The sequence below is a fragment of the Xanthomonas sp. NCPPB 1638 genome, from assembly GCF_041475635.2.
GTDB lineage: Bacteria > Pseudomonadota > Gammaproteobacteria > Xanthomonadales > Xanthomonadaceae > Xanthomonas > Xanthomonas cucurbitae.
This window is the reverse complement of record NZ_CM192984.1, coordinates 2372773-2396014: the sequence shown is the minus strand read 5'-3', so window position 1 is coordinate 2396014 and position 23242 is coordinate 2372773. Positions and strand designations below refer to the sequence as shown.

Sequence of the window (23242 nt, the reverse complement as noted above, 5' to 3'; positions counted from 1 at the left end):
CCGTCTGCTCACAGCTGAGGCGTGCTGCGGGCGGCCCTTCGGCCCGATGCGACGGTTTGTCGCAGGCCGCCACGCCCCCGAGCGCATAGCATTGCAGCGATGAACAGTTCCGACGCCTCCTTCCTGCGGACCCTGTGCAGCCTGCGCTGGCTGGCCACGGCCGGCCAGGCCGCAACCATCCTGGTCGCCACCGGGCTGATGGGCCTGCACCTGCCGCAGCAACCGCTGTGGGCCGGCGTGGCCGCGCTGGCGGTGTTCAACCTGTATGCGCAGCTGCGCGTGGCGCACCGCGGCGCGGTGGGCCCGGCCACCGAATTCGGCCACATCCTGGTCGATGTGACCGTGCTGACCTGGATGGTGGGCTGGAGCGGCGGCATCGCCAACCCGTTCGGCTCGCTGTTCCTGGTGCTGATCGCGCTGGCCGCGCTGGCCCTGCCGCTGAGCTGGGCGATGGCAGTGGCCGCATCGTGCGTGGCCGGCTATGTCATCAGCGCCGCAGTCGGCCTGCCCTTGCCCTACGGCAGCTTCGATCCGCTGAGCCTGCACATGTGGGGCATGGCCGCCAACTTCCTGTTGTCCACCGTGGTGGTGCTGGCCTTCGCCACGCGGCTGGCGGTGTCGATGCGCGAACGCGAACGCGAAATTTCCACCCTGCGCGAGCGCTTCGCCCGCAACGAGGGCATCGTGGCGCTGGCCACGCATGCGGCCTCGGTAGCGCACGAACTCAATACCCCGTTGGCCACCATGACGCTGCTGGTGGACGACATCGCCGACCAGTGCGACCAGGCCGAACTGCGCGAAGACCTGGACACCTTGCGCGAGTTGCTGGTGCAATGCCACGAGCGCGTGCTGGCGCTGGCCGAACCCGCCGACAACGGCCATCTGAGCCGCGAGGTGGCAGTGAAGGACGTGCTGGAACAATGGCGGCTGGTGCGCCCCACCATCGAGCTACGCCGCAACGAGGACGCACCGATGCGGCTGATGCTGCAGCCCGGCGTCAGCCACCTGTTGATGGTGTTGCTCAACAATGCCGCCGATGCCGGTGAGCGCGTCGGCCGCCCGCAGATCGACCTGACCTTGCGGGTGGAAGACGACCACCTCAGCGGCGAGGTCCGTGATTACGGCCCTGGCTTCGACACCGCGCAAGCCCTGCTGCCCGGCACCTTGTTCAACAGCGGCAAGCACGACGGCATGGGCGTGGGCCTGGCCTTGTCGCATGCCACCGTCGAACGGCTGCAGGGCGAATTGTGGATGCTGCCCGCCGAAGGCAGCGGCGCCCGCGTCGGGTTCCGCCTGCCGCTTTCCGAACACGAGGCCCTGGCATGACAAGTCTCCCGCTCCGTACCGGCCTGTTGGTCGACGACGACACCTTGTATCTGCGCACGCTGCAGCGCAGTCTGGCGCGGCGTGGCGTGGAAACGCTGACCGCCACCGATGCCGCCAGCGCGCTGTCCATCGCGCGTAGCGCATTGCCGGATTTCGCCCTGGTCGATCTCAAGCTCGGCCACGATTCCGGCCTGAGCCTGATCCAGCCGCTACGCGAGATCCGTGCCGATATGCGCATCCTGCTGGTCACCGGCTACGCCAGCATCGCCACCGCCGTGGAAGCCATCAAACTCGGCGCCGACGATTATTTACCCAAGCCGGCCAACATCCCCACCATCATGCGGGCGCTGGGCGAGGAAGACGACGAGCTGCCCGAGCCGGATGAAGAAGAAACCGCGCAGGACATGATGACCCCGCTCAGCCGCCTGCAGTGGGAGCACATCCAGCAGGCATTGCACGAAACCGGCGGCAACGTCTCTGCGGCCGCCCGCCTGCTCGGCATGCATCGCCGCTCGCTGCAGCGCAAGTTGACCAAGCGCCCCAGCCCGGGACCATTGCGCGAACCCGGGCGTTGACGCCTGGCATCGAGATCTCCAACCGTGGTGGTGTTTTTCGGCTCAACCCGATGCTTGAGTCAGGAGCCTGGCGGGTCGAGTGCGCGGTGCCCTTGCCGCGTGCGGGACACGCCGTGAATCCGTCCGTGGAGGCGCGGTGGCGGCATCCAGGCCGCCACACGGTCCCGCAAGCGGCAAGGACACCGTACCAGAAAGGTGTTCAGCCGCTTGCTTGAAAGCGTCAGGTCCTTGCCCGTCTACCGTCGCGTGACCTGACGCGGCATGGATGCTGCGCCGTCGCCTGCAGGGGACTTCCTTGCGGCGTGTCCCGCGAGGATGGGTGGGCAAGGACCCTGCGGAAAGCCCGCATATCGGCTCTCTGCAAGTGACTCATCCGCGCGTCCAGGAAACCGCAGAAGGCTTCACTCTCAACGTGAGCCGAAGACGCTTGCCCTGCGCGAGGTCGCGCGGATGCCGTCGGCACCTTCGATCAGGCTGCGCCCCCAACTGCTCAGGCGGGTCGGATCCCAGCCCAGCACGATATCCAGCGACTGGGTGCTGCTGTCGTTACCCGACCACGACCAGCCCATGTAACCGACCCCGTACTCGCGCGCACGCCGCATGATTGCCGCCTCGTCCACCTGCGCGCCGCGATGATCGGCACCGAATTCACCCACCACCAGTGCCAGACCGTTGCTGCGAAAGGCGCGCAGATAGCTGTCTACCGGCGCATCGCTGCCGAATACTTCGTACATATGCACGCTGAAGACCACGTTGCGGCGGCTATCCTGGGCCAGCACTGCGGCGGCGTTGTCGCGCATGTAGAACTGCCAGTCCTGGCCCCAGTTGGGTGCGTCCACCATCAACGCGTGGGTCAGACCGGCATTACGCAAGGTCGCGATCGCACGCGCATGGCCGTTGACCCATTCGCTGGCACTGAGCCGGTTGCCGAACGGCTCGTTGCCGATATTGATGATGACGTAATCCTCCTGCCCCACCAGCGCACCGCGCACGCTGGTCCAGTAGCTGGCGGCGTCGGCCAGGCTGGCGGCCGCACCTTCTTCGCCATAGCCGGTGGTGTCGTGCACTTCCAGCACCGCGATCAGACCCAGGCTCTTGCAGCGCGCGATGATGCGTGCCACCTCTGCTTCCGGGGTGCGGTTCCAGCGCTGGCCGGAACTGAGGACCACGCGCACGCTGTTGGCACCGGTGGCGGCGATCTGCGCGAGCGCCGCGTCGGTGCGGTCGGTGAACCAGGTATGCGGCAGGTTGATGCCGCGCAGCACCAGCGCGTTGCCGTTGGATTCGCGCAATTGGGTTCCGGACACCGACAGGCCCGCATGCGCCAGCGAGGTCAATGCCAGTCCGGCGATCAGCAGCACCGAGCGCTGCGCCAGGCGGTGGAAGAGGTTCATGAGATGGCTCCAGAGGATGGGGAGTGCGGGCGCGCGCGGCATGTGATCGCCGCTCCGGCCAACGGGCGCACAGCGTGCACGGACGAAGACGGCATGCGCTGCGTGCAGGTCACAGAACCGACAAAACACGCAGAGGCGGACCGAACGCGCAGACCGCAACGCAGCCCGCTGGTAACGTTAACTTCCGAGCGTCTGCGCCGCGCCAAGAGGCTGCCGATGCACCCCACGCCCGTGCTGGTGTGGCGAAGACGCCCATCACCCGCTTGCGCAAAGGCATGCTGCAGCGCGTGAGCGCTGCGCTGTCGCGGTATCGGGCAGCAGCTACCGGCCGGTATCACCTTGCGCTGCACCACGGCCCCAGCGCTGCTGGCAGCTGAATAAGCCAGCCCAGCCGCGTCAAGTGCATGTGGCCGGGGCCGATAGAGGACTATGCCGCCCGTCATTGCCCCTGCCCCCCCGTCTCACCCCTTGCTTGACGAGGCTGGTCGGCTCGCCGTCCTGCGCGGCCTGTGCCTGCTGGATTCGCCGCCCGACCCGGTGTTCGACACCATCGCCGCGATGGCCGCGCGCAGCCTGGGCGCAGATATCGCCTTGATCTCGCTGGTGGACGAGCACCGCCAGTGGTTCAAGGCGCGCCTTGGGCTTGAACGCTCCGAGACACCGCGCGATCAGGCGTTCTGCGCACACGCGATCCGCTCGGACGAGGTGATGGTGGTGCCGGATGCGCACCTGGATCCACGCTTCAGCAACAACCCGCTGGTGCTGGGCCCTCCCTTCATCCGTTTCTATGCCGGCGCACCCTTGCAACTGCGCGAGGGTCACCGCATCGGCACGCTGTGCGTCATCGGCACCAGTCCGCGCGAAGGCCTGGATGCCGAGGCCTTGACACTTCTGGAAGGGTTGCGCGACCTGGCCGTACTACGCGTGGAGAACCTGCGCAGCACCACCTATCGCGATGGTGCCACCGGCCTGCCCAATCGCTCACGCTTCGGCGAGGATCTGGATATCTGGCTGGCGCAGCGCGAGACCGCGCCGGCCACCACTGCGGTGGCCATCGATATCTGCGGCAGCGACTATTTCCGCGAGATGGTCAAGGCGCTGGGCTGGGACTATGCCGACGGTTACGTGGCGCTGGCGCAGCGCCGCCTGATGGCCTACCTGCCCGCCGACACGCTGCTGTACCAGCTGGACCCGACCACCTTCGGCTTTCTCACCTCGGCCGAAAACCAGCGCCTGTCCAGCCTGTGCAACAAATTGTCCAAGGGATTCACCGAGCCGCTGGATCACCAGGGCATCCCGCACACGGCGGTCGCCTCGATCGGCGCGGTGTCGCTGCACACCAGCTATGGCACGGCCGACACCATCCGCTCGCTCACCACTGCGGTGGATGTCTCGCGTGAGCGCGGCCTGGCGTGGAGCATGTACGAGCGCAAGCACGACGTGGCCCAACGCAACACCTTCCGCCTGCTCGCCGCCCTGCCCGCTGCACTGGACAGCGCCAGCCAGCTGCGCCTGCATTACCAGCCGCGCGTGGATCTGCACGATCACCGCTGCGTGGCCGTAGAAGCGCTGCTGCGGTGGCAGCACCCGATGATCGGCCCGGTGATGCCGTCGGAGTTCGTGCCGATGGCCGAGAAAACCGCGCTCATCAACCGTATCACCGCCTGGGTCATCGACCACGGCATCGCCCAGGCCGCGCGCTGGCAGCAGCAGGGCCTGGACTTCAACCTGGCGTTGAACGTGTCGGCCGCCGACCTGGATCGCCCCGGCTTTGCGCTGCTGCTGCGACGCGGGCTGGACCGCCATAAACTGGACCCGCGCCGGCTGGAGATCGAATTCACCGAGAGCGCGATGATCCGCCACCCCGACCAACTGGCCGAGCAGCTCGCCGCAGTGGCCGCACTGGGCGTGCATATCGCCATCGACGACTTCGGCACCGGCTACAGCAATTTCAGCTATCTCAAGCAGCTGCCGGCCAGCTCGTTGAAGATCGATCAATCCTTCGTGCGCTCACTGCCGGACAACCGCACCGACCGCACCCTGGTGCCGGCGATGATCCAGCTCGGCCACAGTCTGGGCCAACGTGTGATTGCAGAAGGCATCGAATCGGCCGAGGCCTATGCGCAGCTGCGCGCCTGGGGTTGCGACGAAGGCCAGGGCTACTGGATCGCCAAACCCATGCCGGCCGCTGCGCTGGAAACCTGGTTGCAGACACCCTGGCATGCACAGTTCGAAGTGCCGGCCGATCTGCTCGCCGCACGCCTGGCGGCGGCGCAAATCTGAGCGCACGGCGGGCGCCGCGTCCCTGCCCGCAAGCAGGCATCAATGGCAACCGTGCCACGCTGCGGCGGCAATGGACCAGCGGTCGGCAGCCGGTTCCGGGCAATGACGTACCCGCCTGGCGGCTGCGCAGTAGTTCCGCTCACAGCGTGCGATGCACTTGCCGGCGCGACCGGCAGGTGCATCGCACGGGATCACCAGAACACCGTATACAGCACGATCAGGATCGCGATCACACCGGCGGCGCCCACCTTGAAGCCCAGCGTGGTGCCGTAGGCCACATCGTCTGTGCGGATCAGATCACGCGCCTGCGTCGCCGGCGTCACCAGCGACACCACCACTGCCAGCACCAGCACGGCCAGGAACACCACGCCGATGCGGTCCATGAATGGCAGTTCAGGCCACGCGAACTTGAGCGCGAACGAGAGCACCACCGAGCCGATCGCCGCAGTCAGTGCGCCGGCTTCGTTGGCGCGCTTCCAGAACAGGCCGAGCATGAAGATCACCACCACGCCGGGGGTAAAGAACCCGGTGAATTCCTGGATGAACTGGAAGCCTTGGTCGAAGTTACCCAGCAGCGGCCGTGCGGTGAGGATGCCGATCAACACCGACAGCGCGGCGACGATGCGGCCCACGCGCACCAGCTGTTTCTGCTCAGTGTGCGGGCGGAACTTGGCGTAGAAATCCAGGGTGAAGATCGTCGCCACCGAGTTGATCTTCGAGGCCAGCGAAGCCACGATCGCCGCCACCAGCGCAGCGAAAACCAATCCCAAAATACCGGTTGGCAGCAGTTGCATCATGGTCGGATAGGCCTGATCGGGCTTGGCCAGGTCCGGCGCCAGCACCACCGCAGCAATGCCAGGCACCACGATCACCAGCGGCATCAGCAGCTTCAGGAACGCTGCAAACACCATGCCCTTCTGCGCCTCGCCGATGTTCTTGGCGGCCAGCGCGCGCTGGATGATGTACTGGTTGAAGCCCCAGTAGCTGATGTTCATGATCCACAGCCCGCCCAGCAGCACGCTCAGGCCCGGCAGGTCCTTGTAGAACGGGTTGTCCTTGGTCAGGATCATGTGGAAGTGCTCGGGGTGCGCATTCCACAGGTGCTTGAAGCCGGCCAGCACGCCGGCGCCATCGCCGATGCGCGCCAGGGTCAGCCCGGCCACCAGCAGGCCGCCCAGCACCAACAGCGTGACCTGCACGATGTCGGTCAGCGCCACCGCCTTCAGCCCGCCGTACAGCTGGTAGACCAGCGCAAACACGCCGATCAAGGCCAGCGCCAGGGTCTGGTCCATGCCGGTGACCTGACTGACCGCGATCGATCCCAGCCACAGGATCGAGGTGAGATTGACGAACACGTACAGCAGCAGCCAGAACACCGCCATCAGCGTGCGGATCCACTTGCCGTAACGCTGCTCCAGGAACTGCGGCATGGTGTAGATGCCGTTGCGCAGGAAGATCGGCAGGAAGAACTTGCCGACGATCAGCAGCGTCAATGCCGCCATCCATTCGTAGGACGCAATCGCCAGCCCGATCGCATAGCCGGAGCCGGCCATGCCGATGATCTGTTCGGCAGAAATGTTCGCAGCGATCAGCGAGGCGCCGATCGCCCACCACGGCAACGACTTGCTGGCCAGGAAGTAATCCTCGGCGCTCTTGCTGTGGCCTGCCTTCTCGCGCGATACCCACTGCGCGAGCACGAAGATGCCGGTCAGGTAGACCAGCACAATCACGATATCCAACGTCGCCAAACCCACTGCACTCTCCTGTCTGGCTCTGGGGTATGCGCCGACGATCAGGCAGGGCTGCAGAAGGCCGCCGCCGCGCACCCGGTGCGCAATGGCAGCGCGGCGAACCGCATCTGCAGGCCATCCCGGCCGATCGACAACACCGCCCCCGCGGCGGCTGATGGCACCACCGCGATCGGTGGCCGCTTTGACACGTCGCCGGACATGGCGACGCAGTTGTTTTGCTTGACCTGCACTGTGCCCGGAAGCGTGCCTCCGGGCATGGGGATTACTTGACCGGGCAATCCACCATGACTTCGGCTTCGTTGAGCGCACCCAGCGCCACCTTCGACACCGACAGATCCAGTGCGGCGCCGCTTTCGATGCTGGCGACCTGGGTCAGCTTGGTCACGTCGGCACCGGCCTTGGCAAAGCACTTGAGCGGAATACCCACCACCTTCCACTGGCCTTGCGTCAGTGCGGCCAGGGTCTTCTGCGCATCGACACGACCATTGCAGGTGTCGCCGCAACCCACGCCCAGCCACACCGGCGCGCTCACTGCGCTGTCGCGACGCACGGTCAGCTGCAGCTGCACATCGCCATTGCTCTCACGCGACACATCCACCGGCTTGCCGGACACCAGCAGCACGCTGGCGGTCTTGGCACCGGACCACACCAGGCGCCGCGCGTCTTCCTGCGCCTTGTGATCGACGGCGCTCATCTTCAGGCTGCCGTCGGACAGACCCACCGGCAGCGTGGTGGCCGGCATGTTGGCCTGGCCTGCGTTGGACAGCTGCATCGCAATGCCGAGCGCCGGCTTGCCGCGCACGAAGTACACCCCGCCCACGGACTGCTCACCGGACACGCCCGATTCCTCAGGCAGTGCGGCCAGGTCGCCCTTGTCGGCGTAGGTCAGGCCATAGCCGAACTTGAACTGCGGGTCGTAGTCCTTCTGACCCACGTTATTGGCGAACTGCACTGCGGTCTTGGGCCAGGAGAAGCTGAGCTTGCCCTTGAAGTCGTTCTGCACGCTGCCATCGGCCTTGCGCAGCAGCACGTCGGCAATGCCCTCGCCTTCCGAACCCGGCAGCCACGCGGCGACGAATGCATCGGCCACGTTGATGTACTGGTTCATCCACAGCGGACGGCCGCTCAGGAACACCGCCACCACTGGAATGCCATCGGCCTTGAGCTTCTTCAGCAATGCCAGCTCGCTGTCGTCGCCCGGCTTGTACAGCAGGGTGGCGATGTCGCCCTGGAATTCGGCATACGGGTTTTCGCCGAACACCACCACCGCCACATCCGGCTTGGTCTTGTAGGCGCCGTCCACCGCCAGCTCGGCAGTACCGCCGGCGGCCTTGATCTGCTTGTCCAGGCCTTCCCAGATGGTGTTGCCATTGGGGTAGTCGCTGCGCTTGGTGCCGGTGCCCTGCCAGTTCAGCGTCCAACCACCGGACTGCTTGCCCATGTCGTTGGCGCCATCGCCGACCACCAGCACGCACTTTTTCGGATCCAGCGGCAGGATGCCGGCCTGGTTCTTCAGCAGCACCAGCGACTCGCGCACCGCCTGGCGGGCGATGGCGCGGTGTTTCGGGGCACCGAGCAGTTCGTACTTGCCGCCGAGCTGGCGCTTGGACGGCTTGCCGGCTTCGAACAGGCCCAGGCGCAGCTTGACGCGCAGAATGCGACGCACCGCATCGTCCAGGCGCTCGGTGCTGATCTGGCCGGACTTCACTGCCGCTAATTCGGTTTCGTAGATGCCCTTCCAGCTGTCGGCGGCCATCGCCATATCGACGCCGGCAATGAACGAGGCCGGGCAGTTGTCGTTGGTGCAGCCCTTGACCTGGCCTTGGCCATTCCAGTCGCCAACCACGAAACCGCCGAAGTTCATGCGGCCCTTCAGCACGTCGGTCAACATGACCTTGTTGCCGTGCATCTTTTCGCCGTTGAAGCTGTTGAACGAGGCCATCACCGTCTGCGCGCCGGCTGCAATGGCCGGCGGGTAACCGGCCGCGTGGATATCGCGCATGGTGGCTTCGGACACCTTGGTGTCGCCCTGGTCCTTGCCGTCGGTGGTGCCGCCGTCGCCGACGAAATGCTTCACCGACGAGATCACGTGGCTGCCGTCCAGGAACTGCGGCGTGCCCGGGATACCCTGCACGCCTTCGACCATCTTGCCAGCGAAGCTGGCCACCACGTCCGGCGATTCGGAATAGCCTTCGTAGCTGCGACCCCAGCGGTCGTCCTGCGGCACCGCCACGGTGGGCGCGAAGGTCCACTCCATGCCGGTCACGCGGGTTTCGGCAGCGGTGACTTCGCCGATCTGCTTGATGAGCTCCGGGTTGCGCGTGGCCCCCAGGCCGATGTTGTGCGGGAACAACGTGGCGCCGACGATATTGCTCTGGCCGTGCACCGCGTCGATGCCGAAGATGATCGGAATCGCGTTGCCGCCCTTGGAGGTATCCATCGACGCTTCATAGAAGGCATCGGCCAGCTTCAGCCATTCGGCCGGGCTGGCGTTGTACTTGCCGCCGGGATCGGAGTTGCCGCCGGCCAGCACCGAACCCAGGCGGTATTTGCGCACGTCGTCCGGGGTCAGGCTGGCAATGTCGCCCTGCACGGTCTGGGCAACCTTCTCTTCCACGCTCATCTTGGCCATCACATCGCTGATGCGCTGCTCCAGCGCCGCGTCCTGCGCGAACGGCCACTTCGGCGATGGCCACTGGTCCGGATGGATGGCGGTGGAGGCCTCGGCAGGCGCTGCAGCCGGCGCGGTCTTGCCGGCCTCGGCGGTGGTGGTGTCCTTGCCTTGGCAGGCCGCCAGCATCAGCACCGCCGCAGCGGTAGCAAGAGAAAGAGCGCGGCGCGCGACGGGCGCGGCAGTACGGCGAAGCAGCTTGTCCAAGATCCGGGTCTCCAGGGGTGTCTCCTGCCGCGATGCATGCGCCGCAGGCCTTCAGGCGGCGTACGCTCACGTGATTCAACTACCCTGTCAACCGCGCTCGTCTGTATGCCAAATCACGGCCAACTTATTGGCCGGAGCTATAGGCTTGGAATACCGGCAGCACCTGTCAAACCACGGAAATTCGCTGAATCCGACGCGCTGCCTGGTCTTGCGCGAAGCCACACTTTGCTGCATCGCACCACCGGGATCGAGCCACACTGCGCAGCGCTGCGCCTCGCGGCGCACTGGTCGCGCCCGCTTTTGGGTCGGCATCCGAACCGCCGCCAACAGGTGAGCTCGTCGTCAAACAACTGTCATCCACCCGGCCTAGCGTAACCGGCTTGCCGATGCGCCATCGCCATCGTTGATCGCCGTCTTTGCCTGGAGTTTCGATGCCTGCCTCCCCCGACCCCTCTCGTCGCCGCCTCATGCAATTGATGGCGGCCGTTCCCCTGTTGCCGCTCGGCAGCGCCAGCGTCGCCGCGTTCCAGCAACTGGGCAGCGCCGCGCTGGCGGCGCGACCGCTGCGGCCTTCGGAAACCCCGGCCCGTCTGGTCTCGGCCACCTTCCATGGCATGCCCGCCCCCAGCTTGGCCAACCCTGCGGCCATGGCCACCACCACGGTGGGCTCGTCGCTGAGCGTGGCCCGCAGCGACGGCAGCACCCAGCGCTACGCGCTGGCCTACCAACCGTTCTTCGTCACTGGCGATCAGGTGCCCGACGGCAAGGGCGGCACCGTGCTGGCCGGTGGCTACTACGACATCCAGCATCGCCCCATCATCGACCGCTCCCAGCCCGGTGCCGAACGCCCGTTCTTTTCCGACTGCCCGGACGGCTCTTCGCTGCTGACCCTGCCCAACGCCAAGGTCCCCGGGGTCAAGGGCAACCCTGTGTTTGCGGTAGTGCAGTTCGAATACACCACCCGCGACCAGGCCGGCAACGACGCCAGCCGCCATCTGCCCGCGCCGATCGCGGTGCTGACGCTGGACCAGGACCCGGCCACCGGCAAGCTGTCGCTGGTGAAGTACCACAACGTCGACACCGCGCCGGTGCACGGGTTGTGGACCACCTGCGGCGCCAGCCTGTCGCCGTGGAATACCCACCTGTCCAGCGAAGAGTACGAACCCGACGCCACCGCGCTGGCCGGCAACACCCAGTTCCGCAGCTACAGCACGCACCTGTACGGCGACCCGGAAAAAGCCAACCCGTATCACTACGGCCACCTGCCCGAAATCACCGTGCATCCGGATGGCACCGGGAGCGTACGCAAGCACTATTGCCTGGGCCGCATTTCGCACGAGCTGGTGCAGGTGATGCCCGACCAGCGCACCGTGCTGATGGGCGACGATGCCACCAATGGCGGGCTGTTCATGTTCATCGCCGACCGCAAGGCGGACCTTTCCGCCGGCACCCTGTACGTCGGCAAGTGGCACCAGACCTCCGGCGTCGGCCCGGGTGCGGCCACGCTGAGCTGGATCAAGCTGGGCCACGCCACCAGCGCCGAGATCCAGGCGCTGGCCGACCGCCTTACCGCCGCCGACATCCTCGATGTGCATCTGAGCGACCCGGGCGATGCCAGCTTCACCAAGATCCCGTTCAATGGCACCTTCAACTGGATCCGCATCAAGCCGGGCATGGAAAGGGCCGCCACCTATCTGGAAACCCACCGCTATGCCGCGCTGGCCGGCGGCAGCCTGGGCTTCACCAAGCTCGAAGGCACCACGGTCAATGCCAAGGACAAGATCGCCTACATGGCCATGTCCTACATCGTCACCAGCATGCGCAATGGCTCGGGCGACGTGAAGGTGGAAGGCCCGGATGCAGGCGCGGTCTACGCCTTGAATCTGCGCGGCGGGCGCCGCGACAGCAGCGGCGCGCCAATCCACAGCGACTGGGTGCCGATCGACATGGCTGCCCCCGCCGCCCTGACCGGCCACGATCTGGCGCAGCCGGATGCGCTGGGCAATCTGGCCGATCCGGACCGCCTGGCCAACCCGGACAACCTCAAGTTCTCCGAAGCGTTGCGCACACTGTTCATCGGCGAAGACAGCAGCCTGCACGTCAATAATTTCCTGTGGGCCTACAACGTGGACACCGGCAGCCTGACGCGGCTGTTGTCGGTGCCGGCCGGCGCCGAATCCACCGGCCTGCATGCGGTGGACCAGATCCATGGCTGGACCTATGTCATGAGCAATTTCCAGCACCCCGGCGACTGGGAAAGCCCGCTGCACGACACCGTCAAGGCCGTCCTGGACCCCCTGGTCCGCGCCAACTACAAGAACCGTTTCGGCGCAGCAGTGGGCTACCTCACCGGCGACCCGTTGGCCGTGAAGTTAGGCGAGGCATAATCTCCGCGGTTTCCGCTAGCTGCTATCGCAATGCCTGTAGGAGCGCACCCGGGCGCGACAGGGGTTATAGGTGCCATGGCCCGAACACGCGCCACGCACCACTCGTCAGTTCATCGGTATCGCGTGGGTCTGCAAGGCGCGGCAAGATGCATCGGGTGCACAGTCATCTTCGTTGTAGGAGCGCACCCGGGCGCGACAGGCCTTACCGGTAAGGCATTCGCGCCCGGGTGCGCTCCTACGGGTGCAGTGATCGGTGCCATGGCCCGAACACGTGCCACGCACCACCGTCGGTTCACCGGTATCGCGCAGCTCTGCAAGGCGCGGCAAGGTGCATCGGGTGCACGGTCATCTTCGTCGTAGGAGCGCACCCGGGCGCGACAGGCCTTACCGGTAAGGCATTCGCGCCCGGGTGCGCTCCTACGGATGCAGTGATCGGTGCCATGGCCCGAACACGCGCCACGCACCACCGTCGGTTCACCGGTATCGCGTGGGTCTGCAAGGCGCGGCAAGATGCATCGGGTGCACAGTCATCTTCGTTGTAGGAGCGCACCCGGGCGCGACAGGCCTTACCGGTAACGCCTGTCGCGCCCGGGTGCGCTCCTACGGGTGCAGTGATCGGTGCCATGGCCCGAACACGCACCACCGTCGGTTCATCGGTATCGCGTGGGTCTGCAAGGCGCGGCAAGGTGCATCGTGTGCACAGTCATCTTCGTTGTAGGAGCGCACCCGGGCGCGACAGGCCTTATCGGTAAGGCATTCGCGCCCGGGTGCGCTCCTACGGGTGCAGTGATCGGTGCCATGGCCCGAACACGCACCACCGTCGGTTCATCGGTATCGCGTGGGTCTGCAAGGCGCGGCAAGGTGCATCGGGTGCACAGTCATCTTCGTTGTAGGAGCGCACCCGGGCGCGACAGGCCTTATCGGTAAGGCATTCGCGCCCGGGTGCGCTCCTACGGGTGAGATCGATCGATGTCTGGCCGCGTCGGTGCGAGGCGGAGCAGAACGCACGTGCCTGCGCGCGTGGCTCAAGACTGCCGCAACTCCAGTGCTGCCATCACGATGGACTTGGCCCAATCGGGCACCTGTGCCAATTCCTGCGGCGTTTGCGGGTACTGCAGGCCGCTGCGGTCCAGTTCCAGCACCAGCAACGGCGCAACCTGCCCTGCGGCATCGGCCGGTGCGCTGTTGTCGTAGACGTGCAGCAGCGACAGATACGGCAGCAAGGCGATCAGATTGGCGCGCGAGGCATCGAAGCGCTCGCGGATCTTGTGCTCGGCGATTGCGTGGACACCCGCAGCCACCCGCGCTGCCACGCGTTCGATGTGCAGCTCCACCGTTGCCAGACCGCAGAACCAGATCGCCACCGTGTGCTGCGCGCAGGCCTCGCGCAGCAAGCGCGGGATGGTGGTCGCGCCCAAGGTTGTCTCGAATGCATAGTCGCTGCCAACATCCATGGCCTGACGCAGCCGCCGCACACCTTCCTGCCAGGCTTGCGCGTTGGCCTCGTCCTGTGCCCAGCCCTGCTCCACCAGCTGCTGGGTGAACGCATCGGGGTTGAACCAGCTGGCGCCGTCTTCCTGCAGCAGTTGCCCCAGCAGCGAACTCTTGCCGGCGCCATTGACACCGGCCAGTACCAGGATGTTGCCCATGGGTCAGCGCGAAGGCCCCAGCGTCACCTTCCTGCCGCGGCGCGCCGGTCGGGCGATCGCCTGGGTCAACGCTGCGCCATCGTGCAGCGCGGCAAGATGCCTATCGAAACGGGCCTGCAGCGCCTGCAATGCCTCCGCGCGCGTCAATGCCTGCTCCGATGCACTGGCTTGGCTCACCAGCCGCCGGTATTCCTCCGCATCCACCACCACCGCCTCGGGGTGATTATGGTTGGTGATGACCACAGCCCCATGCGAGCGCACCTTGCGCATCAGGCTGGGCCAGCCCTTCACCTTGATGTCGGCGGCGGGAGATTTTTCGAGCTCGGGCAGATCCTGAAGACGAGACATGGGAGGGTCCTGCGCGCTGTAGTATCCCCAGCCTACTCCCACTCACCCATTTTGGGAAATTTGGCCATTCTGTCCTGAATTCACATCAGGCAGACCCCTCCGAAACGACACAGGGCCCGCAGGCCCTGTGGTCTCTTACCACCGTTGCGCAACGGACTCAGCCGCGCAGCTTGCCCAGCAGCTCGCGGGTGACCGGGTCGGCCACCTCCGCCGCGTCGCCCTTCAGCGCCGGCAGCAACTGGCTGGCCAGCTGCTTGCCCAGCTCGACACCAAACTGGTCGAACGCATTGATGCCCCACATCACCGACTGCACGTACACGCTGTGCTCGTACATCGAGACCAGCGCACCCAGCGCCTGCGGGGTGAGCGCATCCAGCAGGATCACCGTGCTCGGGCGGCCGCCCGGATAGCTGCGATGCGGGTCGCTGCTGTCCTGGCCGTTGGCCAGCGCCTCGGTCTGCGCCAGTACGTTGGCCATCAGCGCGACATGGTTTTCCGCATACGGGTCGTCGTTGTGCACGGTGCCGATGAAATCGGCCGGCACCACGCTGGTGCCCTGGTGCAGCGCCTGGAAGAAGCTGTGCTGCACATCGGTGCCCGCACCACCCCACCACACCGACACGGTATCGCTGTCCACCGCCGAGCCGTCGAGCTTGACGCGCTTGCCCAGGCTCTCCATCACCAGCTGCTGCAGATACGCCGGCAACAAGGCCAGGCGCTGGTCATAGGTCATCACCGCCTGGGTGGCACTGCCCAGCAGGTTGCGATTCCACACAGCAGTCAGCCCGTGCAGCACTGCGACGTTTTCTTCCAGCGGCGTGTTGAGCGCATGCGCATCGAACTGCGCCGCGCCTTCCAGCAAGTGTTCAAAACGCTCGAAGCCAATGGCCAGTGCAATCGGAAAGCCTACCGCCGACCACAGCGAATAGCGGCCGCCCACCCAATCCCACATCGGCAGCACGCGGCCGGGAGCGATGTCGAACGCCTTGGCAGCACGCTCGGGGTTGGCGCTGACAGCGTACAGGCGCTCGCTGCCGCCGAGCCAGGCATGCAGGATGCTGCCGTTGAGCAGGGTTTCCTGGGTGCCGAAGGTCTTGGAAATCAGGATGCCGGCGGTGTGTACCGGGTCCAGCGTCGCCAGGGTGCGCTGCATGGCGGCGCCGTCGACGTTGGAGACGAAATGCACGCGGAACCGCGCCCCGCTCACCGGACGCAAGGCATCGGCCACCAGCCGCGGGCCCAGGTCCGACCCACCGATGCCGACACTGACGATATCGGTGACGTCGGTACCTTCCAGCTGCTGGATCAACGCACCCATGCGCTGCCGCACCTCCGCGGCAGTGGCGTACGCCTCCGAGGCCACCGGCGCGTCGGTCAGGTCGCCACGCAACGCGGTGTGCAAGGCAGCGCGCTGCTCGGTGACATTGACCTGCTCGCCACGGAACAGGCGCTGGAACGCACCAGCCAGATCGCGCTCGCGCGCGATGGCGAACAAGGTATCGAGCGCGGCGCGGTCGTACTTCTGCCGCGCAAAATTGAAATACAACGGACCGACTTGCCTGGCGTACTGCGTGGGCCGCTGGGGCTCGGCGGCTAGCAATGCGGGGATGGCAGCGCCGCGCAGGCGCTGGGCGTGGGCGTGAAGCGCGTCGAATCCGTTGGTCTGTGTCATGCGGCCTGTGTGGGGATGCTGTGGTTGGTGTGGGAGATCACGTTGTTCGCGCCCACATATACCAGATTGGGCTTGAAGGTCTTGGCTTCGTCTTCGCTCATGCTGGCAAACGCCGCCACAATGATGAGATCACCCACCTGCACATGGCGCGCGGCGCCGCCGTTGAGCGACATGATGCCGCTGCCTTCTTCGGCACGGATGGCGTAGGTGCTGAAGCGCGCACCGTTGGTCACGTCCCAGATGTGGACCTGCTCGAATTCGCGGATGCCGGTCGCTTCCAGCAGCAGGCCGTCGATGGCGATCGAGCCTTCGTAGTTGAGCTCGGAATGGGTGACGGTGGCGCGGTGGATCTTGGCTTTCAGCAGGGACAGATGCATGGACGCAGGCAACGACAAAAGGAAAGCCGGCATTTTAGCGGAAAGCGCCCGCGCCCACCGGCTTGCACCGCAGGCGGACGTGAGGGCTTCAGGCCCGCGCCGAGGCAATGCCCTGAGGTCGCGCAGGCCGGGGCCGGGCGCCAGCCACTGCGCCGGCGGCTGGCACAGGTGGCGCCGCTCAGAATTCCAGGTTGTCGATCAGGCGGGTGCTACCCAGCCGTGCGGCGACCAGCGCCACGCGCGCGCCGGAGGTGCCTACGCCCGGCTCGCTCAGGTCCCGCAGCCGTACTACCGCGTAATCGACCTGAAACCCGGCCTGCTGCAGCGCGCCGGTGGCGGCCTGTTCGACCTGCGCACGCGGCGTGCCGGCTGTGTCGCTGTCGCGCATCTGCAGCAGCACCTTGCGGATCTGTGCAGCAGCCGGGCGATCCTCAGCCGTCAGGTACTGGTTGCGCGAGCTCATCGCCAGGCCATCGGCCTCGCGCACGATGCTGCCGCCCAGGATCTCGATCGGAAACGCCAGGTCGGCCACCATCTGGCGGATCACCGCCAGCTGCTGGTAATCCTTCTTGCCGAACGCCGCCACATCCGGCTGCACCTGGTTGAACAGGCGCGCCACCACGGTGCAGACACCGTCGAAATGGCCAGGCCGGCACACGCCTTCGAGCACGTCACTGACGCCCGGCGCATGGATCGGCGTGGCCAGCGCGGTCCCCAATGGGTACATCGTGTCCACGTCCGGCAACCACAGCGCATCGCAGCCGGCATCTTCCAGGCCACGCAGGTCGGCTTCGGGGGTGCGCGGGTAGCGGGCGAAATCTTCGTTCGGCCCGAACTGGGTGGGGTTGACGAACACGCTGGACACCACGCGGTCGGCGTACTGGCGCGCCAGCATCACCAATGAGTAATGCCCGGCATGCAGGTTGCCCATGGTCGGCACCAGCGCCACGCGCAGACCCTCGCGCTTCCAGCCGGTAACCAGGACGCGCAGCGCGGAAAGATCGGTCATGGTCTGGATCATGCGGCGTACGCGTGCTCTGCATCGGGGAAACTGCCATCGCGCACGGCCTGCGCGTAGGCACGGACCGCGCCGGCCACCGAGCCGCCCTCGGTGAGGAAATCCTTGACGAACTTGGGACGGCGATGGCCGCTGTCCAGGCCCAGCATGTCGTGCATCACCAGCACCTGGCCGTCGCAGCCGGGGCCGGCGCCGATGCCGATGGTGGGCACCTGCAGCTCGGCGCTGATCTGCGCGGCAATCGGCGTCGGCACGCATTCCAGCACCACCAGGCTGGCGCCGGCGTCGACCACCGCCTGCGCATCGCGGCGCAGCTGCTCGCCGGCTTCGCCACGGCCCTGCACCTTGTAGCCGCCGAAGCGCAGCACCGATTGCGGGGTGAGCCCCAGGTGCGAACACACGGGAATCTCGCGTTCCACCAAATAGCGGATCACCTCGAGCTTGTGCCCGGCGCCTTCGATCTTGACCATCTCCGCACCGGCCTGCAGCAACTGGGTGGCGGCATCGAGCGCACGCTCGGGGGTGGCATCGGCCTGGAACGACAGGTCGGCCACCAGCAAGGCCTGCTGCAGCACGCGTGCCACCGCGGCGGTGTGGTAGACCATGTCGGCGGTGGTCACCGGCAAGGTGGAATCGTGCCCCTGCACCACCATGCCCAGCGAGTCGCCAACCAGGATCAGGTCCACGCCATTAGCATCGAAGCTGCGCGCAAAGCCGGCGTCGTAGGCGGTCAACATGACCAGTTTTCGACCCGCGCGCTTGGCCTCTGCCAGGGCGGGCACGGTCCAGGGCTTGCTGTCGCTATGGCTGCTCATGAAGTCATTACGTGGGGTGATGAGCCGGCCATTATCTACCCAATCGGCTCCAGCCCGCAGGCATCGATGGTTTGCAGGACGTGCCGCACTGTTCCATGGCCCGGAATCATCGCCTCCGGGGCCAGCTCGGACAGCGGCAGCAGCGCGAAGGCGCGCATATGCAGATGCGGGTGTGGCACCTGCAACCGCGGCAGATCCAGCACCTGGTCGGCGTACAGCAGCAGGTCCAGGTCCAGCGTGCGCGGGCCCCAGCGCTCGCCGGCCAGACGTTCGCGGCCAAAGGCCCGCTCGATGCCGAGCAAGGCATCCAGCAGCGCCAACGGGGCAAGCCCGGTGCGCAGCTGGGCTACGGCATTGATGAAATCGGGTTGGTCTTCACGCCCCCAGGCCGGGGTGCGGTACAGGCGCGAGGCCGCTACCAGCGTGGACTGCGGCACTGCATCCAGCGCGGCGATGGCCGCGCACACGCTGGCCTCGGCCAGGCCCAGGTTGGCACCCAGGCCGACAAAGGCGGTGTGCATGCCCTACTCGCCTGCCGGTGCGCCGGTGCGACGACGGCGGCGGCGACGCTTGCGCGGTGCGCCGTCCTCGTCGCCATGCTCGGCCTGCGCCGACTCGATGGCCTGCACCAGCTCCTGGCCGGAGGACTTCTGCGCCTCGCGCCAGAATTCCACATCGGCCGCATGATCGGCCGAGGCGAACTGGCGCAGCACCAGGAAATCGAACGCGGCGCGGAAGCGCGGATGCGACAAGGTGCGGAACACGCGCTTGCGCTGACGCGAGGAGAAGCGCGTCTGCAACAGCCAGATCTCCTGCATCGGCAGCGAAAAACGGCGCGGCAAGGCCACCCGCTCCAGCTGGTGCAAGGTGACACGGTCGGCGGCACGGCGCTGGGCATCTTCCGGCTGCACGCCCTGCGCCTGCAAGCCCATGAGGGTGCGGCAGAACGCCGGCCACAGCAGCAGCGCGAACAGGAACGCCGGCGAGACCGGCTCGTCGTTGGCCACCCGCGCATCGGTGTTGCGCAGGCCTTCCAGCACCATCGCGCGCAAGGCGCCGCTGCGATTGGATTTCAGGGCCGCCGCGCTTTCCGGGAACAGCGCACCGAGCAGGCCGTAACGCTCCAGGCCTTCGAAACTGGCCACGCCGTGCCCGGACAGGAACAGCTTGAGAATTTCCTCGAACAAACGTGCCGGCGCCGCCTCCGACAACAATCCGGCCAGGCGTGGGATCGGCTCGGCGGTGCCGGCCTCGATCTCGAAGTCGAGCTTGGCCGCCAGCCGCACCGCGCGCAGCATGCGCACCGGATCTTCCTGGTAGCGCAGTTCCGGGTCGCCGATCAGCTTCATCAACCGCGCCTGCACGTCTTCGAAGCCGCCGCAATAATCACGCACCGAAAAATCCTCGATGGCGTAGTACAGCGCGTTGCAGGTGAAGTCGCGGCGGATCGCGTCGTCTTCAATGGTGCCGTAGACGTTGTCGCGCACCAGCCGGCCGTTGTCCAGCTCGCGGTCGCCACTGCCATCGTCGCTGTTGGCGCGGAAGGTGGCCACTTCGATGATCTCGCGGCCGAACACCACATGCGCCAGCCGAAAACGGCGGCCGATCAGGCGACAGTTGCGGAACAGCGCCTTGACCTCTTCCGGCGTGGCGCTGGTGGCCACGTCGAAATCCTTGGGATGGCCACCCACCAGCAGGTCGCGCACCGCGCCACCAACCAGGTAGGCGCCAAAGCCGCATTCGCGCAGGCGATAGAGCACGCGCAGCGCGTTGGGGCTGATGTCCTTGCGCGAGATGGTGTGCTGGTCGCGTGGAATGACGCGCAGCGTGAACGGGGATGTAACTGAGGATTCGATGATGGCGCTTCCGTCTTGTGTTGCAGGATTGCCCAACGGCTATGACCCCACTATACTAGCGCGCTGCACAAGACGCGACAAAACGCTCCCTTCGTCTAATGGTTAGGACGTGGCCCTCTCAAGGCTAAAACAGGGGTTCGAGTCCCCTAGGGAGCACCACGTCCGTCCTGCTGCAGATCACGCCAAGGCCCCGCATTGCGGGGCTTTTGCGTGATGCGGCAATGGCAGCGCACCGTTACGCCATGCCGGCAAAGGCCGGCAACATCGGCCTCTCTGGTGCCTGGACAACTGCAACTCCTTGGTCGCGCCTGGTTGCGGTCGGCACACCGTCGCGCGCCATGGGCGCCCGGCACTGCTCGGCCGGCCACCCCGCAATGCCACTCTCGCGGCCGCGCATCCACTCACGCCAGCCACAACAAGGCCAACGCCGCCTGGGCGTAGACGCCCAGTACGTTGCGCACGGTGACTCGGGCAGTGTCCAGGACAGTCGCTGTCGCCATGGGCTTGCGCACCCGCGCAACCGGGCGACCGGGAAATTTGCACGGCATGTCACCTCCTCACTACAGCGCTGTGAACGCGCCCTCGACTTCGCTGCCGGTCTCGGCCACGGCATCGTGGGCATGCAGGCTCTCCAGGTGGCGCACCGCCACATCGAAGGTTGTGTAGTGCGCTACCAGCACCTGGCGTAACCGCCGCGCGGCATCTTCGACGTACATCAGGTTGGCACCGTTCAAGCGTGCAAAGGCCTGTTCGTCGATGCGCCGTACCGCCGCCTGCACCGGCGTGGCCAACGCGCGCTCGCAAAGCGCCACCAACGCGCCGACATCCAGCTGCGGCGTGCTCGCCTCCAGGTCCACACGCACCTGCGCGATGCTGCGCTGGCTGTGCGGCGTGGCGTACGACCCATGGACCTGCAACCACTGCGCCACCGCCTCCGGTGGCACGGCCGCGCGCCCGGCATGCTGTTGCAGGAAGGCCTCACTCAACAGCTGTCGCGACAACGCGGCCGAACAGGGGCACGTGGAGGCGTACAGCACCTCGACCTGCAGCTGGATACGGCTATGCCCCGCGCTGCACTGCGCCTCCAGACGCACCGGATACGCGCGCCAACCGGCCAGCCCTTCGCTCAGCAGGGCCGGCACCCGCAGCATCACCTCGAAGGTAAGGGTCAGCCGCGCTGCGCGGCTGCCGCAATCCTCGTGGCTGTCGATCAAGGCCTGCAACAGTTGCGACACCATCGCCGGCGACACCGGATGTTCCAGGTGCCGGTCCAGCAAACGATAGAGCCGCGACATATGGATGCCCTTGCACTCCGGTCGAGGCAGATCGACCTGCACGCTGGCGCGCGCGGCCAGGCTTGCGCTGGACCCATCCTGGCCCAGGCGCACCGGAATGGCGATGTCGTGCATGCCCACCCAGCGCAACGGCGCGCCCAGCAGCGCAGGTTCGGTGACGGCAACATCGGGAAGCGTGGCGGACATGGGAGACCTAAACAGTGGAGGAAATGGTGGCCGCGCCGGATGCGCGCACGGCGAGGATGGGCGGCGCGTCATCCCAGGTGCGGCGCGTACCGCGCAGCCTGGACCAGCGCCAGCGCGCTGCGTGCCACGCAGCGCGCTGAAGGCCAAGGTAGGTCACCTCAGCGCGCATACGTCGCCCTGAAGTAATCGTCGATGCCGGCATGCAGTGCCTGCGCGAGTTCGTCCTGATGGAGATCGCCGCACAATCGAAGGCAATCGTCGCGATTGCTCATGAAGCCAGTTTCCACCAGCAGCGATGGAATGTCCGGCGATTTCAGCACCGCAAACCCCGCCTGCCCGACCTGATCCTGGTGCAGCCGGGTGACCTGCTGCAGGCTCCCCAGCATCAACTTGCCGAATGCCACGCTGCTGGCAATGGTGCCGCTCAGCGACAGGTCGGCCAGCACCTGCGACAACACCGGATTGCTCGGCACCCGCAACCGGCGCGCGGTGTCGCCCATGTCATCGGCGGCGTTTTCGCTGTCTGCGATCCAGCGCGCCAAGGCCGAGCTGGCGCCGTTTTCGGACAAGGCGAATACCGACGCACCACGCGCCTGCGCGTTGGGAGCGGCATCGGCATGGATGGAAACGAATAGATCGGCGTTGCGACGATGCGCGATCAACACGCGTTCGTGAAGCGGCACGAAGCGATCATCGCTGCGGATCATCGTTGGCCGATAGCGCGGGTCTGCGGCAAGCCGCTGATGCAGGCGACCAGCGACCGCCATGGCGACATATTTTTCGTAACGCTCGTCGGCGCTGACCGCCCCCGGATCCTTGCCGCCATGCCCGGCGTCGATGGCAACCACGAAGGGATGCAACTGCGCGTGTGCGGGCGTGGCGGCGGCCGGAGCGGCCGCATCGGCGGCGGACAACGGCGCAGCGCCGGAGCCTGCAGCCAGATCCAGCACCAGCGTCGTGCCCTCCCAACGCGGGTTCGCTGCCAATGGCTGCGACAGATCGAGGACCACCCGCAGACCGTCTACATGCGGACCACTGCGGATCGCCACGACCGCACTGCGACCAGGCAATGGATCAATGCGCGGCGGCTGTGTCGAAACGCCCGACAGGTCGATGACCAGACGCTCCGGATCGGACAGCTGGAAACTGCGGTACGCCACCTGGCCGCTCAATTCCAGCCGGAACTGCAGCCCCTCATCGCGTAACTGCACGCTGCAATTGCGCAGTGTCGCAAGCCCTTGTGCGTCGACCAGGCCGGGCGACAACACCAGCGCCGCACCCACGCTGCGCAGCAGCTGCCGCCGCTTCATGGTGCGCCTCCAGCATGTGCGGCATGGCGGCCAGGGCATCCCTCACCGGGTAACGGACTCGGCCTGAAGCAAACGCACGACGACATGGAATACGACACGGCGGACCAGGCTGAGCAAGAATG

The 23242-nt window shown here is 66.4% G+C and carries 19 protein-coding genes and 1 tRNA gene; 5 read left to right on the top strand and 15 right to left on the bottom strand.

Annotation, left to right across the window (positions count from 1 at the left end):
* The first annotated feature begins 99 nt into the window (after positions 1–99).
* A complete protein-coding gene (locus tag ACCQ13_RS10325) occupies positions 100–1326 on the top strand; it encodes an ATP-binding protein (protein ID WP_159407151.1) in 1227 nt (408 codons plus the stop codon).
* Positions 1323–1901, top strand: coding sequence for a response regulator transcription factor (locus ACCQ13_RS10320; protein ID WP_274391929.1), 579 nt, complete (start codon positions 1323–1325; stop codon positions 1899–1901). Before ACCQ13_RS10325 ends, ACCQ13_RS10320 begins: the two co-directional genes overlap by 4 nt.
* A 407-nt stretch (positions 1902–2308) precedes the next feature.
* Here ACCQ13_RS10320 and ACCQ13_RS10315 read toward each other — a convergent pair whose 3' ends face one another.
* Positions 2309–3295 carry a glycoside hydrolase family 5 protein gene (locus ACCQ13_RS10315; RefSeq protein WP_104605385.1) on the bottom strand — a complete coding sequence of 329 codons (987 nt, stop codon included), beginning with the start codon at positions 3293–3295 and terminating at the stop codon, positions 2309–2311.
* Positions 3296–3724: 429 nt separating this feature from the next.
* On the opposite strand from ACCQ13_RS10315, the gene ACCQ13_RS10310 reads away from it, so the two are divergent.
* Complete coding sequence (locus ACCQ13_RS10310) at positions 3725–5578, top strand: putative bifunctional diguanylate cyclase/phosphodiesterase (RefSeq protein ID WP_104605383.1); 1854 nt, start codon at positions 3725–3727, stop codon at positions 5576–5578.
* 191 nt (positions 5579–5769) lie between these two features.
* Here ACCQ13_RS10310 and ACCQ13_RS10305 read toward each other — a convergent pair whose 3' ends face one another.
* From ACCQ13_RS10305 to ACCQ13_RS10295, 3 genes are read right to left on the bottom strand one after another with little or no spacing between them, the layout of a single operon-like run.
* Complete coding sequence (locus ACCQ13_RS10305; protein WP_104605381.1) at positions 5770–7332, bottom strand: sodium/sugar symporter; 1563 nt, start codon at positions 7330–7332, stop codon at positions 5770–5772.
* Positions 7333–7370: 38 nt separating this feature from the next.
* On the bottom strand, positions 7371–7586 hold the full coding sequence (locus tag ACCQ13_RS10300; RefSeq protein WP_158251463.1) for a hypothetical protein: 216 nt from the start codon (positions 7584–7586) through the stop codon (positions 7371–7373).
* A gap of 5 nt (positions 7587–7591) precedes the next feature.
* Positions 7592–10207, bottom strand: a complete 2616-nt coding sequence (locus ACCQ13_RS10295) for a glycoside hydrolase family 3 protein (RefSeq protein ID WP_104605379.1) — start codon at positions 10205–10207, stop codon at positions 7592–7594.
* 431 nt (positions 10208–10638) lie between these two features.
* On the opposite strand from ACCQ13_RS10295, the gene ACCQ13_RS10290 reads away from it, so the two are divergent.
* Positions 10639–12594, top strand: coding sequence for a PhoX family protein (locus ACCQ13_RS10290; RefSeq protein WP_274391928.1), 1956 nt, complete (start codon positions 10639–10641; stop codon positions 12592–12594).
* A gap of 1025 nt (positions 12595–13619) precedes the next feature.
* Here ACCQ13_RS10290 and ACCQ13_RS10285 read toward each other — a convergent pair.
* From ACCQ13_RS10285 to pcnB, 8 genes are all read right to left on the bottom strand, one after another.
* Positions 13620–14243: an ATPase gene (locus tag ACCQ13_RS10285; protein WP_104604844.1), complete on the bottom strand. Its 624-nt coding sequence runs from the start codon at positions 14241–14243 to the stop codon at positions 13620–13622.
* A 3-nt stretch (positions 14244–14246) separates the two neighbouring features.
* Positions 14247–14591, bottom strand: coding sequence for a type II toxin-antitoxin system prevent-host-death family antitoxin (locus ACCQ13_RS10280; protein WP_104604842.1), 345 nt, complete (start codon positions 14589–14591; stop codon positions 14247–14249).
* 157 nt (positions 14592–14748) lie between these two features.
* Positions 14749–16263: a glucose-6-phosphate isomerase gene (pgi, locus tag ACCQ13_RS10275; RefSeq protein ID WP_274391927.1), complete on the bottom strand. Its 1515-nt coding sequence runs from the start codon at positions 16261–16263 to the stop codon at positions 14749–14751.
* On the bottom strand, positions 16260–16640 hold the full coding sequence (panD, locus tag ACCQ13_RS10270) for an aspartate 1-decarboxylase (RefSeq protein WP_104604838.1): 381 nt from the start codon (positions 16638–16640) through the stop codon (positions 16260–16262). The genes pgi and panD overlap by 4 nt, the downstream gene beginning before the upstream one ends.
* 178 nt (positions 16641–16818) lie before the next feature.
* A complete protein-coding gene (gene panC / locus ACCQ13_RS10265) occupies positions 16819–17661 on the bottom strand; it encodes a pantoate--beta-alanine ligase (RefSeq protein ID WP_274391926.1) in 843 nt (280 codons plus the stop codon).
* A complete protein-coding gene (gene panB, locus ACCQ13_RS10260) occupies positions 17658–18473 on the bottom strand; it encodes a 3-methyl-2-oxobutanoate hydroxymethyltransferase (protein ID WP_104604834.1) in 816 nt (271 codons plus the stop codon). The genes panC and panB overlap by 4 nt, the downstream gene beginning before the upstream one ends.
* 35 nt (positions 18474–18508) lie before the next feature.
* On the bottom strand, positions 18509–18994 hold the full coding sequence (gene folK, locus ACCQ13_RS10255; RefSeq protein WP_104604832.1) for a 2-amino-4-hydroxy-6-hydroxymethyldihydropteridine diphosphokinase: 486 nt from the start codon (positions 18992–18994) through the stop codon (positions 18509–18511).
* 3 nt (positions 18995–18997) lie between these two features.
* Positions 18998–20365, bottom strand: coding sequence for a polynucleotide adenylyltransferase PcnB (pcnB, locus tag ACCQ13_RS10250; RefSeq protein WP_104604830.1), 1368 nt, complete (start codon positions 20363–20365; stop codon positions 18998–19000).
* Between the two features lie 48 nt (positions 20366–20413).
* Here pcnB and ACCQ13_RS10245 point away from each other — a divergent pair.
* Positions 20414–20488 (top strand) — tRNA-Glu (locus ACCQ13_RS10245).
* 242 nt (positions 20489–20730) lie between these two features.
* Here ACCQ13_RS10245 and ACCQ13_RS10240 read toward each other — a convergent pair.
* From ACCQ13_RS10240 to ACCQ13_RS10230, 3 genes are all read right to left on the bottom strand, one after another.
* Positions 20731–20877, bottom strand: coding sequence for a hypothetical protein (locus ACCQ13_RS10240; RefSeq protein ID WP_158251458.1), 147 nt, complete (start codon positions 20875–20877; stop codon positions 20731–20733).
* Positions 20878–20889: 12 nt separating this feature from the next.
* Positions 20890–21810 carry a GTP cyclohydrolase FolE2 gene (gene folE2 / locus ACCQ13_RS10235; RefSeq protein WP_104604828.1) on the bottom strand — a complete coding sequence of 307 codons (921 nt, stop codon included), beginning with the start codon at positions 21808–21810 and terminating at the stop codon, positions 20890–20892.
* A 158-nt stretch (positions 21811–21968) separates the two neighbouring features.
* Positions 21969–23120: an N-acetylmuramoyl-L-alanine amidase gene (locus ACCQ13_RS10230; RefSeq protein WP_104604826.1), complete on the bottom strand. Its 1152-nt coding sequence runs from the start codon at positions 23118–23120 to the stop codon at positions 21969–21971.
* Positions 23121–23242 lie beyond the last annotated feature (122 nt).

Coding starts and splice junctions, on each gene's coding strand:
- folK (WP_104604832.1), bottom strand. CDS start 18,994: ATGCACACCGCCTTTGTCGGCCTGGGTGCCAACCTGGGCCTGGCCGAG.
- panB (WP_104604834.1), bottom strand. CDS start 18,473: ATGAGCAGCCATAGCGACAGCAAGCCCTGGACCGTGCCCGCCCTGGCA.
- ACCQ13_RS10290 (WP_274391928.1), top strand. CDS start 10,639: ATGCCTGCCTCCCCCGACCCCTCTCGTCGCCGCCTCATGCAATTGATG.
- ACCQ13_RS10315 (WP_104605385.1), bottom strand. CDS start 3,295: ATGAACCTCTTCCACCGCCTGGCGCAGCGCTCGGTGCTGCTGATCGCC.
- ACCQ13_RS10320 (WP_274391929.1), top strand. CDS start 1,323: ATGACAAGTCTCCCGCTCCGTACCGGCCTGTTGGTCGACGACGACACC.
- folE2 (WP_104604828.1), bottom strand. CDS start 21,810: ATGTCCGCCACGCTTCCCGATGTTGCCGTCACCGAACCTGCGCTGCTG.
- ACCQ13_RS10240 (WP_158251458.1), bottom strand. CDS start 20,877: ATGCCGTGCAAATTTCCCGGTCGCCCGGTTGCGCGGGTGCGCAAGCCC.
- ACCQ13_RS10300 (WP_158251463.1), bottom strand. CDS start 7,586: ATGCCCGGAGGCACGCTTCCGGGCACAGTGCAGGTCAAGCAAAACAAC.
- ACCQ13_RS10325 (WP_159407151.1), top strand. CDS start 100: ATGAACAGTTCCGACGCCTCCTTCCTGCGGACCCTGTGCAGCCTGCGC.
- ACCQ13_RS10280 (WP_104604842.1), bottom strand. CDS start 14,591: ATGTCTCGTCTTCAGGATCTGCCCGAGCTCGAAAAATCTCCCGCCGCC.
- panD (WP_104604838.1), bottom strand. CDS start 16,640: ATGCATCTGTCCCTGCTGAAAGCCAAGATCCACCGCGCCACCGTCACC.
- pgi (WP_274391927.1), bottom strand. CDS start 16,263: ATGACACAGACCAACGGATTCGACGCGCTTCACGCCCACGCCCAGCGC.
- ACCQ13_RS10310 (WP_104605383.1), top strand. CDS start 3,725: ATGCCGCCCGTCATTGCCCCTGCCCCCCCGTCTCACCCCTTGCTTGAC.
- ACCQ13_RS10230 (WP_104604826.1), bottom strand. CDS start 23,120: ATGAAGCGGCGGCAGCTGCTGCGCAGCGTGGGTGCGGCGCTGGTGTTG.
- ACCQ13_RS10285 (WP_104604844.1), bottom strand. CDS start 14,243: ATGGGCAACATCCTGGTACTGGCCGGTGTCAATGGCGCCGGCAAGAGT.
- panC (WP_274391926.1), bottom strand. CDS start 17,661: ATGATCCAGACCATGACCGATCTTTCCGCGCTGCGCGTCCTGGTTACC.